Genomic DNA, 15,576 nt, shown 5'->3' on the forward strand with positions numbered 1-15,576 from the left:
CGAGGCTAGGACAATCAATAGTGTCCTAGCCTCGTTTGATTTAAGCTTGTTGTTTTAATTCTGCTTCTAACTTACCTAAATGTCGTAATGTTGGTGTTAAAGCGGCGAAGAAAAATCCTTCTTTTAATTTACGCGCTTGTGGTGCTTTATGAGAGTATGCACGTGCACCGCCATTGACCATAGAAGCTTGATTAACTTCAAGTAATAAATAACCTGCTTCTTTTTTAATACGGATAATGTCAGCGAAATAAGCAGACAATTCATCTTTATGCGCATGAACAAGCTCATAAAATTCTGTTCTTAATTGTTGGTACTGTGCTTCATAAGCATCAACATCATAATCAAGATATTGATTAATGCCATTTTGCGCAGTAGAAAATTTATGAATCAAGTCAAGTGATGAGCGAATAGATCCTAAGGCAATAGGTATTTGCAATGTCACGAATTGTGGTCTGATTTGTGTAGCAAAAGACTTAGCATCTTTTGTAATGATATGTTTCTCTGGGATGATGACATCGTCAAATTGAATAGTATAAGTTGCAGAGCCATTGACACCTAAGAAATTAGACATTTCTGTTAACTTAATTCCTTCTTGATTGGCACGAACAATAAACATTACTAATTCTTCACCGTCTTGAGCTTTCGAAATTGCTCCAAAATAATGGTCGTCTCCAATATTGCTGACCGCTGGTAATTTCCCATTAACATATAATGTACCATCTATATAATAGTGGTTTAAATTAAAAGCTTCTAAGTCGTTAAAAGATTTCATTGGATTAGATAAGCCAGTTGCACCTAAAATTTCGCCATTTAATAGTTTGTTTTGTAACTCAGTATTTAAATAGTTTGTGGATGCATGTTGTAAGTAGGTGGAAAATGCTAATTCACACCATAAACAAAAACCTGTAGTTAAACATGAGTTTGAAACTTGTTCAATTGTAAGTAAGTTTTTTTCGATATCTTGTTTTGAAAAATGGTTTTCTTTAAATAAATCCTGAATAAAATCTTTGGCATAGTGAGACCCGTCATCAATTTCTACTAAATAAGGATCTAATTTGTTTTCTATTAATGTATTTAACGTCATAATTTTAACACTCCTAATTTTCTCCAAATCGTTTTAAAATATATGTTTCTAAATGTGTGATTAAGCGGTCTATAATAAAACCAAATAAACCGATAAAGAAAATAGCTGATAATACATCTTCTAAATTCAGCATATTTCGAGCATCGACAATTAAAAATCCTAAGCCCGATTGTGCACCAATCATCTCACCGGAAACTAAGAAGATCCAACTGGTTCCAACTGCCATGTGTATTCCACCCATAATGTGTTTAAAAGCACCAGGGAATAAAATATTTCTATAAAGTGACCATCCAGTTAAATTCAAATTAGACGCTATTTTTAAATATTGTGGTTCCACACCTTTTACTCCTTTGATGGTATTAAAGGTAATAGGGAAAAACGCAGCAATAAAAATAATAGCCATCGCTGGCAAACTTCCTATGCCAAACCACAACACTACGAATGGTGACCATGCGATTGGTGAAATTGGACGTATTAGTTGAAAGATTGGTTCAATTGCAGTATAAAAAAACTGACTTCTACCGAGTAGAAAACCAATAGGTATCCCGACAATAATAGCTAAAATGAATCCTACAGCAAAGCGGAATAAACTAATACCTAAATGACTAAAGATTTCACCAGTGAATATAAAGTTTATAATACTTTTGCCAACAAGTAGTGGCCCAGGTAATAAAATGGGTTGGTAATCTCCAATCCATATAATACATTGCCAAATAAATAATAATAGGATAACCGATCCTATTGGAAGGGTGTATCTTTTTACAATATTAAAAGCCACAGCTTACCCCTCCTTATATAATGATGAATCGACAAATGATTTGTACGAAGGCGCTGTAAATAATTTGTGTTCTTGTACTAACTCAGTAATTTTCTGATAGCCATCTTCTTCAATTGTTAAATCGCCGTAAGATGTCCATTCTGCAGATTGTGCCAATACTTTGTCATCTTGTTTAAAGTGTTTAGACATAACGTCGACACTTTTACTTTTGTCAGTCATTTGGTAACCTGCTTTTTTATAATCAGTCATAAATTGTTGAGCGACATCGTGCTGGTTATTAATTAAATCTTCACGTAAAACAAGGGCACAACAATAGGCATCAGGTATAATTTCACTACCATGTTTAAGTGTATGTCCTTTACCTAGTTTTTCTCCTAATGCACCAAAGGGTTCAGCTACAGAATAACCTGCAATGCGGTTTTCATTTAAAGCAGCAGGCATTTCTGCGGGAGCCATTTCATGATAGTCAAATGTATTATGGTCTAGTTTCAATTGTTTGCGCATTTCTTCTAACAACAGATAGTGTGTAGAATAGCGGTGCGGTATAGCAAAACTATAGTTATTATGGTTGTGTAAATCTTCTACACTTTTACCTTTTTGTCCCATAATGACATTACCTTCATGATGTCCTAAGGCAGCAGCTTTAATAGGGCTACCTTTTTGTTTTGATTTCATAGCTAATTCGATTAAAGTTGATGCACCATCTATACGACCGCTATTCAAAGCATCCATCAAATCAGGCCAATTATTAAATCTAACTAATTCTAAGTTGTAATTGCCATTACTACGCGATTCTAATACTTTTTTCGTCATCATTAAATTAGCTGCATGTGTAATGGGTAGATAACCGATTTTTATAGTTTTTTTATCTGCTTGGTGATTTGAGCGTTCATTAGATGTGTTGTTATTGCTACACCCAGAAATCAATATAAGAAGTACCAACATACTATACAAAAGTTTTTTCATAGGTGACACTCCTTAGATAAAATATTCCGGCTCAGCCATATGATGATTCAACGCGAAAGTCTCCATAATATTATTCCTAATTTGTAATAAATGACTATCATTACGATTACGAGGATGAGATTGGGAAATACTGTATTGATTAATAATTTCACAACCATCACCGAGTAAGATGACTTCATCAGATAAATAGATAGCTTCATCAATATCATGAGTAACTAAAATAATAGTAGCAGTCGTGTGTTCAGATAATTGGATAAGTTGATCTTGTAAGTTATAGCGAGTAAAAGCATCTAAAGCTCCCAGTGGTTCGTCCATTAATATGGCATCTGGTTGATGAACTTGTGCACGACATAAGGCTACACGTTGTTTCATTCCTCCTGATAATTCTTCAGGGAATAAATGTCCCTTATCTTTTAAATCTACATTAGATAAATATTTGTTGATGTCTTCATCACTCAGCGAGTAACTTAAACCTAACCTGATATTGTCATTGATATTTTTCCAAGGTAATAAATTATGGTGTTGAAAAATCATTAAGCAATCTGGTGAAGGCTCAGACTTTAAGTTGTTATTAATGAGGACCTCACCGTTAGTAGGGGAAAGGAAGCCACCGATAATATTTAGTAACGTGGACTTTCCGCAACCACTTTTTCCTATGAAGCTAACAATTTTCCCTTTATCAATAGAATAGTCAAAATCATTAATTACTTGATGGTCTCCAAACTTATGTTGGATGTTATTAATTTGAATCACTACAACACCTCTATTAATCATATCGTTTTAGTAGGCTTTTGTTATAACAAAGGGAGCGAGATTGAAATTATATAACTTAATTTCATATGCTCGCCCCCATTTAGGGTTTTATAAGTCTACAAGCTTATTTTATAATTTATAATTTTTCAATATCATCGATAGGTGTATCGACAGCTTTTCTAGCGCGTCTTACCGCATCTTCATCAGGTGCGTCATATAGACAGATACATTTTGACATATCTTCGCAGACATAAGTACGTTGGAATTGTACTTCTGGTACTTCTTCATAATGTACTGAATTTTTCTTTTTACGTGCTAAATATTGATCCATTGTAACGCCTTCTGGAATATTCCAAGTTACAAGATAGTCAACTTTAGCATCGCCTTGTTTAATCTCATCTAATTCCTTGCCGACTAAGCGTACTTCTTTAGTTAGTGAGATAGGTACTTCAGCTTGTTCTAAAAAGTCTTTAGCTTCATTTTCGTCGTTAGCTTCGACGATAAAATAAGCGTGTGTAAGATCTTCTGTTGCTTGTACTTCTATTAAAGTTGGAATTGAATTAGTTGATAATGATTGTGCTTTATTTTCTAGTTCGCTTTTAGTTGCAGCGAAAGATAAGTCATTAGATTCTAATAAATATAAAGTCATTTGAATTGCCTCCTAGTAAAATGATAAGGCTATAATATAATAAAACCTATCGAAATACAAGGGATTATAACAAGAATTAACTAAATTTTAAGAAAATTTAGAACAAAATTAATCTATGTTTAAAGTGTCTTATAAATAAAAATTGGCTTGCTATAAAGCTTGTTAAAACTGGGTGTTAATCACTGAAAGATAAATATAAAAATTGTTAGATAAAATTTTTTTCTTAGCGTTTTAAAAATTTTAGTGGTATCGTGTTTAAATGAACTATTTTAAATAAAGGGGATATATATTTATTTGAATGGTTTGAATACTCGGATTAGAGTATTTTATGAGGTTTTTGAGATAGCTATAGACTTTTTTAATGGCAGTTAAAAGGGTGTACAACTATTTTGAAAATCTTTCTAATTGAATATTAGGAGGAACAAGCACATGGATTCATCACAAACCTTTAAGGGAGATAATAGACTTCTCTTGGGGATTTTTTTAGCTGTTATTACATTCTGGCTCTTTGCGCAATCGCTCGTGAATATAGTGCCAGATCTAGAGTCATCGTACCACACGAACTATGGCACTATAAATGTTGCAGTTAGTTTAACGGCATTATTGTGTGGTTTGTTTGTAGTTGGAGCAGGAGGATTAGCAGACAGATATGGCAGAATGAAAATGCTGTATATTGGACTAATTATGAGCATTATTGGCTCGCTGTTGATCATTATACCTGGCTTCACTACGTTGTTAGTATTAGGTAGAGGGATTCAAGGTTTATCTGCTGCCTTTATCATGCCCTCGACATTAGCTGTTATTAATGAGTATTATATCGGAACTGACAGACAGCGTGCCTTAAGTTATTGGTCAATTGGCTCTTGGGGTGGCGGTGGCATTTGTTCTTTTTTAGGTGGGGCAATGTCAACATTTGTAGGATGGCGATCTATATTTATCGTATCAATAATAGTTACAATAGCTGCGATACTATTAATCAGACATACACCTGAAACAAAGGCACCAGTGACAGAACAATCGAAAAATGCAAAATTTGATATTGTTGGATTGATTATTTTGATTATTGCAATGTTAAGTATTAATTTAATTATTACGCAATCATCAGATTATGGTCTGTTGTCGCCATTTATTATGACTTTAATAGCTATATTTATTATTTCGTTAGTGGTGTTCATTATATTTGAAAGTAAAAAAACGAACCCACTTATTGATTTTCGAGTGTTTAAACATAAAGCTTATAGTGGTGCAACGATTTCAAACTTTATGTTGAATGCAGTAGCAGGTACTTTAATCGTTGCTAATACTTACTTCCAATCAGGATTACATTTTAGTTCGTTCCAATCAGGAGCTATGAGTATTGCTTACTTAGTATCGGTATTATTAATGATTCGTGTTGGTGAAAAACTGTTACAAGAAATTGGAGCGAAACGGCCAATGTTAATTGGTGCAGCGCTAAATGCTAGCGGTATTTTGCTAATTTCTCTCACTTTTTTACCAACAGCAGTGTACATCGTGTCATGTATTATAGGTTATCTATTGTTCGGACTAGGCCTTGGCATGTATGCAACACCTTCAACAGATACAGCGGTATCTACTTCACCTGAAGATAAAGTAGGCGTAGCATCAGGAATTTACAAAATGGCATCTTCTTTAGGAAATTCTTTTGGTGTTGCTATATCAGCTACGATATTCGGTGTAGTATCAGCAACTACTAACTTACATGTAGGGGCAATGTTTGGACTGTTTTTTAATTTGGCATTAGCCATTATTGCTTTTATAGCGATTTTAATTTTAGTACCTAAACATCAATTTAATAATTAATATTAATAGTAAGTACTACTTATTATAATTGAGGAGGCTGGGACAATATTGATTCGTCCTAGCCTTTTTTCATATTGGCAGTAGCTGACTGCATTGAAAATGCGCTTTAAACCAAGTTTGTTTCAACGCTAGTCATCCTTGCCGGGGTGGGACGACAAAATCATTTTTTCAAAATCAGATTTCTGTCCCACTCCCTTTTCTATTTATTGCTAATTACTTGTGCAACGTATTATAATCTTATAAAAGCGCTTTCTTATAGGAGGATAGGATTATATGCAATTATTATGGCAAACATACGAAGCAAGAGAAAATTTGTTAAAGCAATTAGTACAACAGCAGACAATAACAAACACACCCGGAGAAAAAACATTTGCACGTTTTGTTGAATCATTATTACTTAAATTAACATATTTTAATCAACATCGAGAGTTAATCCAACATAGTGTCACTGAAGATGATAAAGAGTTACTTACTGCGCTATACCGTGGACAAAATAGTAATAAAACGATTGTGTTACTTAGTCATTTTGATACGGTAGGAGTGGATGATTATGCAACACATCATCAATATGCATTTAATCCAGACAAACTACAAGAAGTATTTCATGCACATCCTAACTATTTAGATGACCAAGCTCAAACAGATTTGCAATCTGATGAATTTTTATTCGGTAGAGGTGTAATGGATATGAAAGCAGGACTCATGCTCCATATGTCATTACTTGAAAAAGCATCAATGGAGCAATGGGATGTAAACTTATTATTAGTAACTGTGCCTGATGAAGAAGTGAATTCTTCTGGCATGCGTAAAGCAATCCACATTATTGCAGAGTATCAACAACAATACGACCTTGATATTCAATTACATTTAAATAGCGAGCCGACTTTTCAGCAATTAGATAATGATCTAACGCATTATGTATATTCTGGCTCTATAGGAAAAATCATGCCAGGCGTGTTGTGTTTTGGGAAAGAAACACATGTAGGTAATCCTTTAGAGGGATTAAGTTCTAATTTTATATTAAGTTATATTACACAGTCGATTGAATACAATGCTAGATTTAAAGAAAAGTTTGAACACGAGACAACGCCCTTACCATTATCAATCGCTAATAAAGATATAAAAGAGAATTATGACGTGCAAACGCCATTTAGATCATATGCTTTATACAATATGTTTTTATTTCAACAAACACCGGCGACACTATACCAAACGTTTTTAGAAGTAGTTATTAAAGCGGTGGAACGTTGTGAAAATGATTGGCTGAATATTTTAGAACTAGAAAATCAATCATTTGAGTCAAAAATTAATGTACTTACATTTGAACAGTTAAACAATTATGTAGTTGCACAACATGGAGAGGAGAAAGTATCACAAATTATCCAACATGTATTAGACACGACACCTTCATTGCACATGCAAAGTATTGCTATTGCAGATGAACTTATCAAACTTTGTCGTGAAATAACGCCTGCGGTTGTTACGTTTTTTGCGCCACCATTTTATCCAGCAGTCAATTCTTCAGAGAATACGTTAGTACAAGGTATTGTGGAGACCGTTAAAGAGACCTCTCAAACACAATTTAATAGAGATAGTCAATTAGTACATTATTTTAACGGCATTAGTGATTCAAGTTATGTGCAATTAAATAATCATTTAGATGAAATGACAATATTTAGTAAAAATGCGCCTAGCTTCAATCGTACTTATACCATTCCTTTTGATAAAATAGCTGAAATTAGTGCCCCTGTTATTTTGTGTGGTCCTATAGGTAAAGATGCGCATAAAGTTGGCGAACGTGTTTATAAAAAAAGTGCATTTGAGGAATTGCCAATAATATTAGAAACTATTATAAAGAAACATTTTGTATAAATAATTGTGAAATTGACAACACTTACGTTATATTAATTAATATAGATAGATATTGGAGTGTTGGATAATGGTAGAGGCATATACAGATTTTTGGAAAAGGTACATAGATTTTAAAAGCAAATCAAATAGAACAGAATTTTGGGTACCAGTGCTCGTACATATTCTAGTTATTTTTATTTTGTCATTAATTGGAGCCATAACTTTTGTGACAGGATTACTGGTAATAGCTATTATTATTTTTAGTGTTATTGCTTTGTTTTTATTAGCCAACATTGTACCGATGATAGCTATAACTATGAGACGATTTTATGATGCTGGACGTAAACGTATGACAGCACTCATGTTAATTTTAATTACGTTAATAGGGGATATTATCTTTGATATTATCCAGATAGATAGTTTGGCCATTTTAATGAATATTATTACTTTAATTTCTACAATTATTTTAATTGTTATTACGTTACTACCAACTAAACCTACTCCTGAAGCACAATTGAAATGGATTTAACACTACACACGTATAGTAAAAGACCTTGAATAATCAAATGATTGATTGTTCAAGGCCTTTTTATGTTGAGTTAATTAGACGAAATAGCGATTAATTTTCATGTTCCATACGGTAAAAATCCATGCGAATTTCATTATATGTTTTACCGAAGTAGATGGGGCTCGTATGCTTTGTTGTTTTAAAACCAATTTGCTCATAAAAGGCTATGGCATTATCATTTTCTTCAACAACCCATAAGGTCATATTATCAGGATATGAAAGTTCCAAAGCACGTTGTGTCAAAGCAAAACCAATTAAATGATTTTGATATTCTTCTAATAAATAAAGGGCATAAATTTGACTCCAGTCATCGTTATCATTAACTTCTTGAGTTTTGCCATAAGCAATAAACCCAACTACTTCATTATTAACGATTGCCACAAGCGTAGGGACATCTTGTAATGCTGATTTTTTAATAAATTGATCTTTGTTAAGATTTTCTAAGTAATTATTAACAGCGATATCTTCGTATGTTTCTATCCAACTTTGGTAATGGACTAACGCCTTACTCTGTTTATCAGATTCTTCGAGCGCTCTAATTGTAAATTCCATAAGAGTCCCCCCTTTTTGATTGGTGAATAATTTCATTTATTATAGCATTTTTCTGCTTCTAAGATTAACTAAAACCACTCTGAATAAGGAAGGATTTTTACCTTTAAAGTGGAGTAAAGGTCACAAAGAGGATTGAGTAAGCGAGTAAGTCCGAATGATTAAGAAAAAAACTATTTATGTCATAATTAAAAATATATGATAAATAAATAGAGGGATAGTTATGAAAATTGGTGTGATTTCAGATTTACATATAGATAGAAGCAAGCGCTATACACCTGAAGACTTTGAACGACATTTATGTAATAGTGTACAAAGCCAACGTATAGACATCTTATTAATTGCTGGTGATATTTCGAATAATTATCAACTTAGTGCACAGTTTATAACGACCATAAAAACAAAGTTACAAATTACTGTATTATTTGTGCCTGGTAATCATGATTTTTGGACTCAATCAGGTGACTTAGCATCATTAGAAATACTTGATTATTATATGGCAATGCAAGAATGTTTAATTGGGCAACCATACATTGTTAATGACGAATGGGCAATCGTTGGCAATACGGGTTGGTATGATTATAGTTACGCTGATAGTAGGTTCTCACTAGAACGTATTGAACAAAGAAAATACATTGGTGCGACTTGGCAAGATAAGGAACGGATTAATTGGCCAATTCATGATAGAAAAATGTCAGATATAGCGGTCAGACAAATTACTAAAGATATTCAACAAGTGGCCGACAAAAAATTAATATTGATGACGCACATAGTAACGCATAATAATTTTGCCGTACCTATGCCGCATCGTATATTTGATTATTTCAATGCATTTATTGGTACTTCAGATTTTGATCAAATATATGATCGATATCCAATTCACTATAGCATTATGGGACACGTACATTTTCGTAATCATTTTGAAGAACAAGGTACGACTTATATATGTCCTTGCTTGGGATATGAACGTCAATGGCGAACTACAGATCTTGCTAGGGAAATTACGCAATCATTGTATACGTTTAATATTTAAGTAATATATTATTTTGCGTTTGTAGCAGGATAGTTTAAATAAAAACTCATTCGACCTGGTGCATTAAAACTTTTTTCCATATGTGCTTTCGAAATTTTTAGCAGTTGAAATTTATTAGGAACTAAAGCAGGTAATATGATAGCCTTACCAAAATGTGACCACAGTGGGTCTATATAGTAATAATGAGTGTCGTCATAGCCAACTAACACTGTAGTGTGAATATTAGAGACGATTTTGGTAGGTCTATTTTCAAATTTAAACGTACGCATAATAGGTTTCTGACCTAATACAGTATGGTATATCACTACAGGTTGGCCTTGAGTTATAACACGTTTTAATGAGTGTAATGATTGTCCTGTGCTATCTACAATGTGCGCATTAAATTGTTGAAGGTGAGGGACAAAGGCAGTAGGAAATATTGTTTGATGGTAACCAAATTTAATACCTATTTGGTGACCTACATAGCCTTTATAAGGATTGTTAGGATGTTTAGGCCAACTTTTCATAATATCTGTAGCTTTGATAGGATAATCATTATATTGGAGAATCATTGCAGCACAGACACCTTCGCAGCCCATAATCATTGGTATGGGGAATAATTGACTAATCGGTGTAACATTCAAAATTTTTGTCATGTATGTTCACTCCTGTATGACACAATATATTAATATGTTAATTATTATAGCTTGCATTGTACAAAAGGGGTAGTATAGCGTTTTAACTTGATGCGAATTGTATGTGTACCTGTACCCGAGTGAGTAGATTTGGTATGCTGTCACAAAAGAGAGATGGGGTGTTAATAGTGGATTATCGTATTGACAAAACAGAAAAAATGACAATTGTTGGTTTGAAGAGAAAGTATGCAACTGGTCAAAAAGCAAAAGAACATATTTATAAGTTTTGGTTGGATTTTGATGCGCAACAATATAAAACTACACTCACTTTATTAAATAACAACTATTTTGCAGGGATTTTGGGTGTTTGTATGCCACAAAATAATGGTGAGATGCATTATTTAATTGGCGTTACTACCGATGATGAAAATAACAATTTCGATGCAATAGTGTTACAGGCAGGACGCTACCTTGTATTTGAAGCAAAGGGTCCAGTTCCAGAATCGATTCATAACGCAATGCAACATATAAATAAAACACTTCTACCATCATTGGATTATAAATTACGAGAAGCACCATTTTTTGAATATTATCGTGACGGCAATACAGCCGAAGATAGCTATATTACTGAATTATGGTTACCAATAGAATAGCTACAAAAAAACTAGTCTGGTAAGATGCTGTTCCAGACTAGTTTTTATTATGTTCATATTAAATAGTGGTATATTACTTGCTCTGAAGCGGTCTATTAAACTTGAGGGCTACTTCAAGCACAATAATAATGACAGAAGTAATAATTAAAATATATAAGTATGGTGTAACGCTATATTGACCTTGTAGTCCTACTAAAGGCGAAATTGCGCCCCCTAAAATAAATTGGAAGAGACCTAGTAAACTAGAGGCATTACCACTTCCTCCAGTACGTGACTCCATAGCTAAAGCAAAGCTAAGAGGACCAATGCCTGTAACAGGACAAACATTTAAGAAGAAACCAATCACTACGACCCATAACGGTAAATGTACCACTAAGGCAAAGACTATAATAACAACGCCTATGATTTGTATAGCTGTCAAAATAAGTAATAAAACGTAGCGATTCATATATTCGACTAATTTAGCCGTAAGTTGACTCATAATAATTAAACCCACACCATTAATAGCAAATAAAACACTAAATTGCTGAGGTGTCATATCATAGATTTTTTGTGTTATAAAAGGCGCTGCAGCTGAAAAGCTAAAGAGCATAATGTAGGTTAATCCTTGTAATAACATAGGAAGAATAAATCTTGGCTTCTTAAATAACTGGCCAAAGTCCTTGAAAATAGCACCAAAATTTAATCGTTTGTTAGCTACTGATTGTGTTTCTGTCATTTTAATAGTAGCTAATACTAAAATAATTAAGCTGATAACAGTTAGAACAGCAAAAATACCTTGCCAAGTAGTGACGCTTAAAGTATAACCACCAATTAATGGTGCTAAAATTGTAATAATACCGTTCACTACTAACAATGATGCTAGACCTTTAGCTAAGGTTGCACCTTGGTAACGATCACCAACTGAAGCTTTAGCAATAACAATGGCGCCACCACCTGTTAAACCTTGAATAAAGCGTAACAATAAGAACAGGGGCATTATTGTAGTAAATATTGCGATAAATGAAGCGATGATATAAATTGCGATAATAATAAGTGCCACTTTTTTACGGCCAAAAGCATCAGACAGAGGTCCGAAGATAAATTGACCAATGGCTAAACCAATCATAGCAAAGGATAACGTGAGTTGTACTTGAGAGGTTGTGGAACCAAAGTCATTTTGCACGCTTGGTAAAGATGGCACATACATATCTATAGTTAAAGGACCAAAAGTAGTCATTATGCCCAAAACAATAAGCATCATTAAAGGGAAAGGGCGTTTAATGTGGTTGTCCATTGAAAGATCTCCTTTATATTTCATTCAATAATTCATTATAACCCCTGTTATATGGTTTGTAACTAGCAGATTAGAACTTTTCCGTGAGCGTTATAACTCTTGCAATGTTTTCAGCAGTCTTTTCGATATTGAGCACACCATTTTTTAAAGCGGTAAGTAAATCATGAGGTTGTTGCAATATATTAAATACTGCATCAATACCATGCTGATACACAGCTTCATAGCCCTCACCAAGACTACCAGAGAGTGCTATTACTGGAATATTATATTTTTTAGCAAGCTGTGCTACGCCTATAGGTGTTTTACCATAAATAGTTTGATGATCTATTTTACCTTCTCCAGTAATAACTAGGTCTGCACCTTGGAGATGTGTATCAAATTTTGTTTCCGTTAATACAACATCAATACCTTTTTTTAGTGTTGTATGACAAAACGCCAATAACCCTGTCCCTAAACCTCCTGCAGCTCCTGCTCCTGCAATATCTTTAACTGATATATTGAGTTGTACTTCTATTTGATTATGATAATGGGCTAATGCTTTATCTAATTGTTGAACCATCTGAACATTAGCTCCTTTTTGCGGACCGTATATCACACTTGCTCCTTGAGAGCCAAGTAATGGATTTGTTACGTCACATGCTACTTCAAAAGAAACATGGGCGAGGCGTGAATCGAGTTTTGATAAATCAATAGTAGCCAAACGCAATAAATCAGCCCCTCCTGCTTGTAACGGTTGCTGCTGTGCATCTAAAAATTGAACACCTAGTGCAGAAAGCATACCTGTGCCACCGTCATTAGTAGCACTACCACCAATGCCTAAAATAATACGTTCAGCACCTTGGTCTAATGCACTTTTAATTAGCTGTCCCGTACCGTATGTTGTAGTAATTAGTGGATTACGTTCAGTTGTTGATACTAAATCTAGTCCGGAAGCTGCAGCCATTTCAATAACAGCAGTGTTAGTCGTAGCAGAAAAACCATACTGTGCTTGAATTGGACGTTGTAACGGGTCGAGTACCGTAGTTGAAACGTAGCTAGCATTCAAAGCATGCATGAGTGCATCAGTAGTACCTTCACCGCCATCAGCCATTGGGATTAATTCGTAATGGGTATCGTGTGGAAAAATTTTCGACATACCTTGTTGAATTGCTTGAGCAGCTTGCATAGCAGACATACTTTCTTTAAATGAATCTGGTGCGATAATAACCTTCGAAATAGTCATCTTAATACCTCCAGCAAATGTTAATGTGTTAATAATTTTTTTATCTTATTATGAAACTATATGTGAGTAAAACGGTTACAATAACTTTAACTATATTATTACAATAATCATTGAAATAAAAAAATATAGTGCCTGTAAAAATGTAGGCGCAAAATTAAGTGATGTGTTAAAGTATGATTGTTATATATTGCATGACTAAAGGAGTACGTAAATGAATTTAACAAAAACACAATATGAAATATTAAAGTTTATTATAGTGGGTGGTATTAATACTTTAAATTATTACATTATTTATTTGTTATTATTGAAATTAATTGGTGTGAACTACTTAGTTAGTCACATCTCAGGTTTTGTTATTAGTTTTATAATTTCATATTATCTTAATTGTTACTTTGTTTATAAAGTACAACCAACTTGGAAAAAATTTATACAGTTTCCACTAACTCAAGTAGTTAACATGGGTATGCAGACTTTATTATTATATATATTCGTACAATGGTTTAATATTTCTTCTGTGATTGCGCCATTTGCAGGTTTAATTATTACTATTCCTGTAACATTCATATTATCTAAATATATTTTGAGAGATGCTTAATTTTATTGTGCCTGGTAATAAATTAATTTGATTTACTGTATGTATTAAATTTCAGAAAGCCTAAATTATTGTTGTAATCTATAGTGAAATAGAAATTTAGGAGAGACGAACCCTTTTTTTAGATAAAAAATATTAATTAATTTTAGAATTTAAAACGTTGTAAAATAGAATTGAATCGGTCATAATTGTATTTCAGTTGAATTAAGGTGGTCTTGAAAAATGAATCAAAGTAACCAATTAAAGCTAGCACAGCGGGGAGCATACCTCAGTTTAATTATTTATATCATTTTATCTATCGCTAAATTTTTCGTAGGAACAATTTATGATTCGGCAGCAGTACGTGCGGATAGTTTAAATAATATGACTGATATTATTGTATCTATTGCCGTTATTGTTGGCTTGAAAATTTCAATCAAACCTGCGGATAGTAATCATCCTTATGGGCACTTGAAATCAGAAAATATTGCAACATTATTAGTTTCTTTCGTAATTATGTTTGTAGGTATTCAAGTTGTTATTGAAAATTTACCGCGAATTTTTATAAAAGAACATCCTACGCCGAACATTATAACTATTTATGTCAGTATGATTAGTGGTATCATCATGTTTATCGTTTATTATATTAATCAAAGATTAGCTAAATATACTAATAGTAGCTCCCTAAATTCTGCAGCAAAAGACAATTTGTCTGATGCATTAGTCAGTATTGGTACAGCTATTGGGTTAATTTTTACACAAATTGGTATGCCAATCGTCGATACTATTTTGGCCACAATACTTGGTCTGCTAATTATTTATACTGGTTTTGGAATTTTTAAAGAATCTATTTTTGCTTTAAGTGATGGTTTTAATGAGCGTGAATTAACAGCATTTAAAAATTATATTTTAGAAGTAGATGATGTTATAGATGTGCAATCTATTAAAGGACGGTATTATGGCAGCAGTATTTTCGTAGATGTGACGATAGTCGTTGAGTCCAATTTAACGTTAGAAGAAGCGCATCATATATGTGATGCTGTTGAACAACATATGCATAATAAGGGTGTCTCATCTATTTATGTACATCCCGAACCAGCTTCTATACAGTGATTACTTTGTTAATAACTTTTGAACTATAGCGTTTAGGAATAATATGACGAGCACTGTCAGGCATAAAAAAAGGCT

General features: G+C 33.2%; 16 protein-coding genes. 7 read left to right on the forward strand and 9 right to left on the reverse strand.

The genetic code is table 11. From position 1 onward, the window contains the following. Positions 1-40 precede the first annotated feature (40 nt). The 5 genes from CD036_RS11740 to CD036_RS11760 all read right to left on the reverse strand — a co-directional run bounded on the left by CD036_RS11740 (position 41) and on the right by CD036_RS11760 (position 4,230). Positions 41-1,084, reverse strand: a complete 1,044-nt coding sequence (locus CD036_RS11740) for an acyl-CoA dehydrogenase family protein (RefSeq protein WP_103388748.1) — start codon at positions 1,082-1,084, stop codon at positions 41-43. A 13-nt stretch (positions 1,085-1,097) separates the two neighbouring features. Further along, a complete protein-coding gene (locus CD036_RS11745; protein ID WP_002510040.1) occupies positions 1,098-1,862 on the reverse strand; it encodes an ABC transporter permease in 765 nt (254 codons plus the stop codon). A 3-nt stretch (positions 1,863-1,865) separates the two neighbouring features. Then, the gene (locus CD036_RS11750) at positions 1,866-2,828 is read right to left on the reverse strand and encodes an ABC transporter substrate-binding protein (RefSeq protein ID WP_002510041.1); all 963 of its coding nucleotides are present in this window, start codon (positions 2,826-2,828) and stop codon (positions 1,866-1,868) included. Positions 2,829-2,840: 12 nt separating this feature from the next. Next, complete coding sequence (locus CD036_RS11755; RefSeq protein WP_002510042.1) at positions 2,841-3,581, reverse strand: ABC transporter ATP-binding protein; 741 nt, start codon at positions 3,579-3,581, stop codon at positions 2,841-2,843. Positions 3,582-3,717: 136 nt separating this feature from the next. Further along, positions 3,718-4,230, reverse strand: coding sequence for a DUF4242 domain-containing protein (locus CD036_RS11760; RefSeq protein ID WP_002510043.1), 513 nt, complete (start codon positions 4,228-4,230; stop codon positions 3,718-3,720). Between the two features lie 429 nt (positions 4,231-4,659). On the opposite strand from CD036_RS11760, the gene CD036_RS11765 reads away from it, so the two are divergent. The 3 genes from CD036_RS11765 to CD036_RS11775 all read left to right on the forward strand — a co-directional run bounded on the left by CD036_RS11765 (position 4,660) and on the right by CD036_RS11775 (position 8,431). Then, complete coding sequence (locus CD036_RS11765) at positions 4,660-6,051, forward strand: MFS transporter (RefSeq protein WP_002510044.1); 1,392 nt, start codon at positions 4,660-4,662, stop codon at positions 6,049-6,051. Between the two features lie 273 nt (positions 6,052-6,324). After that, entirely contained in the window at positions 6,325-7,923 is a 1,599-nt protein-coding gene (locus tag CD036_RS11770; RefSeq protein WP_103388749.1) for a M20/M25/M40 family metallo-hydrolase, read from the forward strand. 67 nt (positions 7,924-7,990) lie between these two features. After that, positions 7,991-8,431, forward strand: a complete 441-nt coding sequence (locus CD036_RS11775; protein ID WP_103388750.1) for a DUF805 domain-containing protein — start codon at positions 7,991-7,993, stop codon at positions 8,429-8,431. A 90-nt stretch (positions 8,432-8,521) separates the two neighbouring features. Here the strand turns inward: CD036_RS11775 and CD036_RS11780 are convergent, their stop codons facing one another. Then, positions 8,522-9,022 (reverse strand): GNAT family N-acetyltransferase, encoded by a 501-nt coding sequence (locus CD036_RS11780; RefSeq protein ID WP_002510047.1) that lies wholly within the window; start codon positions 9,020-9,022, stop codon positions 8,522-8,524. Between the two features lie 220 nt (positions 9,023-9,242). Here CD036_RS11780 and CD036_RS11785 point away from each other — a divergent pair, with 220 nt between their 5' ends. Continuing rightward, positions 9,243-10,052 (forward strand): metallophosphoesterase, encoded by an 810-nt coding sequence (locus CD036_RS11785; protein WP_103388751.1) that lies wholly within the window; start codon positions 9,243-9,245, stop codon positions 10,050-10,052. An 8-nt stretch (positions 10,053-10,060) separates the two neighbouring features. On the opposite strand, the gene CD036_RS11790 is transcribed toward CD036_RS11785, so the two are convergent. Continuing rightward, the gene (locus tag CD036_RS11790; RefSeq protein WP_103388752.1) at positions 10,061-10,687 is read right to left on the reverse strand and encodes a C39 family peptidase; all 627 of its coding nucleotides are present in this window, start codon (positions 10,685-10,687) and stop codon (positions 10,061-10,063) included. Between the two features lie 167 nt (positions 10,688-10,854). Between CD036_RS11790 and CD036_RS11795 the strand changes: the two genes are divergently transcribed. Next, positions 10,855-11,319, forward strand: a complete 465-nt coding sequence (locus CD036_RS11795; RefSeq protein WP_002510050.1) for a GyrI-like domain-containing protein — start codon at positions 10,855-10,857, stop codon at positions 11,317-11,319. Between the two features lie 73 nt (positions 11,320-11,392). Here the strand turns inward: CD036_RS11795 and tcaB are convergent, their stop codons facing one another. Further along, positions 11,393-12,595 carry a putative multidrug effflux MFS transporter TcaB gene (gene tcaB, locus CD036_RS11800; RefSeq protein WP_002510051.1) on the reverse strand — a complete coding sequence of 401 codons (1,203 nt, stop codon included), beginning with the start codon at positions 12,593-12,595 and terminating at the stop codon, positions 11,393-11,395. A 70-nt stretch (positions 12,596-12,665) separates the two neighbouring features. Next, positions 12,666-13,817 (reverse strand): glycerate kinase, encoded by a 1,152-nt coding sequence (locus tag CD036_RS11805; RefSeq protein WP_002510052.1) that lies wholly within the window; start codon positions 13,815-13,817, stop codon positions 12,666-12,668. A gap of 211 nt (positions 13,818-14,028) precedes the next feature. On the opposite strand from CD036_RS11805, the gene CD036_RS11810 reads away from it, so the two are divergent. Together CD036_RS11810 and CD036_RS11815 are read left to right on the forward strand one after the other, a co-directional pair. Then, positions 14,029-14,412, forward strand: a complete 384-nt coding sequence (locus CD036_RS11810) for a GtrA family protein (RefSeq protein ID WP_002510053.1) — start codon at positions 14,029-14,031, stop codon at positions 14,410-14,412. Positions 14,413-14,631: 219 nt separating this feature from the next. Beyond that, positions 14,632-15,501 (forward strand): cation diffusion facilitator family transporter, encoded by an 870-nt coding sequence (locus CD036_RS11815; RefSeq protein WP_002510054.1) that lies wholly within the window; start codon positions 14,632-14,634, stop codon positions 15,499-15,501. Positions 15,502-15,576: the final 75 nt, after the last annotated feature.

This window comes from Staphylococcus arlettae, assembly GCF_002902345.1.
Taxonomy (GTDB): domain Bacteria; phylum Bacillota; class Bacilli; order Staphylococcales; family Staphylococcaceae; genus Staphylococcus; species Staphylococcus arlettae.

What these genes read in the sequence shown, in the direction of transcription:
- CD036_RS11765 (WP_002510044.1), top strand. Translation starts at nt 4,660, where the DNA reads ATGGATTCATCACAAACCTTTAAGGGAGATAATAGACTTCTCTTGGGG.
- CD036_RS11805 (WP_002510052.1), bottom strand. Translation starts at nt 13,817, where the DNA reads ATGACTATTTCGAAGGTTATTATCGCACCAGATTCATTTAAAGAAAGT.
- CD036_RS11740 (WP_103388748.1), bottom strand. Translation starts at nt 1,084, where the DNA reads ATGACGTTAAATACATTAATAGAAAACAAATTAGATCCTTATTTAGTA.
- CD036_RS11780 (WP_002510047.1), bottom strand. Translation starts at nt 9,022, where the DNA reads ATGGAATTTACAATTAGAGCGCTCGAAGAATCTGATAAACAGAGTAAG.
- CD036_RS11785 (WP_103388751.1), top strand. Translation starts at nt 9,243, where the DNA reads ATGAAAATTGGTGTGATTTCAGATTTACATATAGATAGAAGCAAGCGC.
- CD036_RS11775 (WP_103388750.1), top strand. Translation starts at nt 7,991, where the DNA reads ATGGTAGAGGCATATACAGATTTTTGGAAAAGGTACATAGATTTTAAA.
- CD036_RS11770 (WP_103388749.1), top strand. Translation starts at nt 6,325, where the DNA reads ATGCAATTATTATGGCAAACATACGAAGCAAGAGAAAATTTGTTAAAG.
- CD036_RS11810 (WP_002510053.1), top strand. Translation starts at nt 14,029, where the DNA reads ATGAATTTAACAAAAACACAATATGAAATATTAAAGTTTATTATAGTG.
- CD036_RS11790 (WP_103388752.1), bottom strand. Translation starts at nt 10,687, where the DNA reads ATGACAAAAATTTTGAATGTTACACCGATTAGTCAATTATTCCCCATA.
- CD036_RS11760 (WP_002510043.1), bottom strand. Translation starts at nt 4,230, where the DNA reads ATGACTTTATATTTATTAGAATCTAATGACTTATCTTTCGCTGCAACT.
- CD036_RS11750 (WP_002510041.1), bottom strand. Translation starts at nt 2,828, where the DNA reads ATGAAAAAACTTTTGTATAGTATGTTGGTACTTCTTATATTGATTTCT.
- tcaB (WP_002510051.1), bottom strand. Translation starts at nt 12,595, where the DNA reads ATGGACAACCACATTAAACGCCCTTTCCCTTTAATGATGCTTATTGTT.
- CD036_RS11815 (WP_002510054.1), top strand. Translation starts at nt 14,632, where the DNA reads ATGAATCAAAGTAACCAATTAAAGCTAGCACAGCGGGGAGCATACCTC.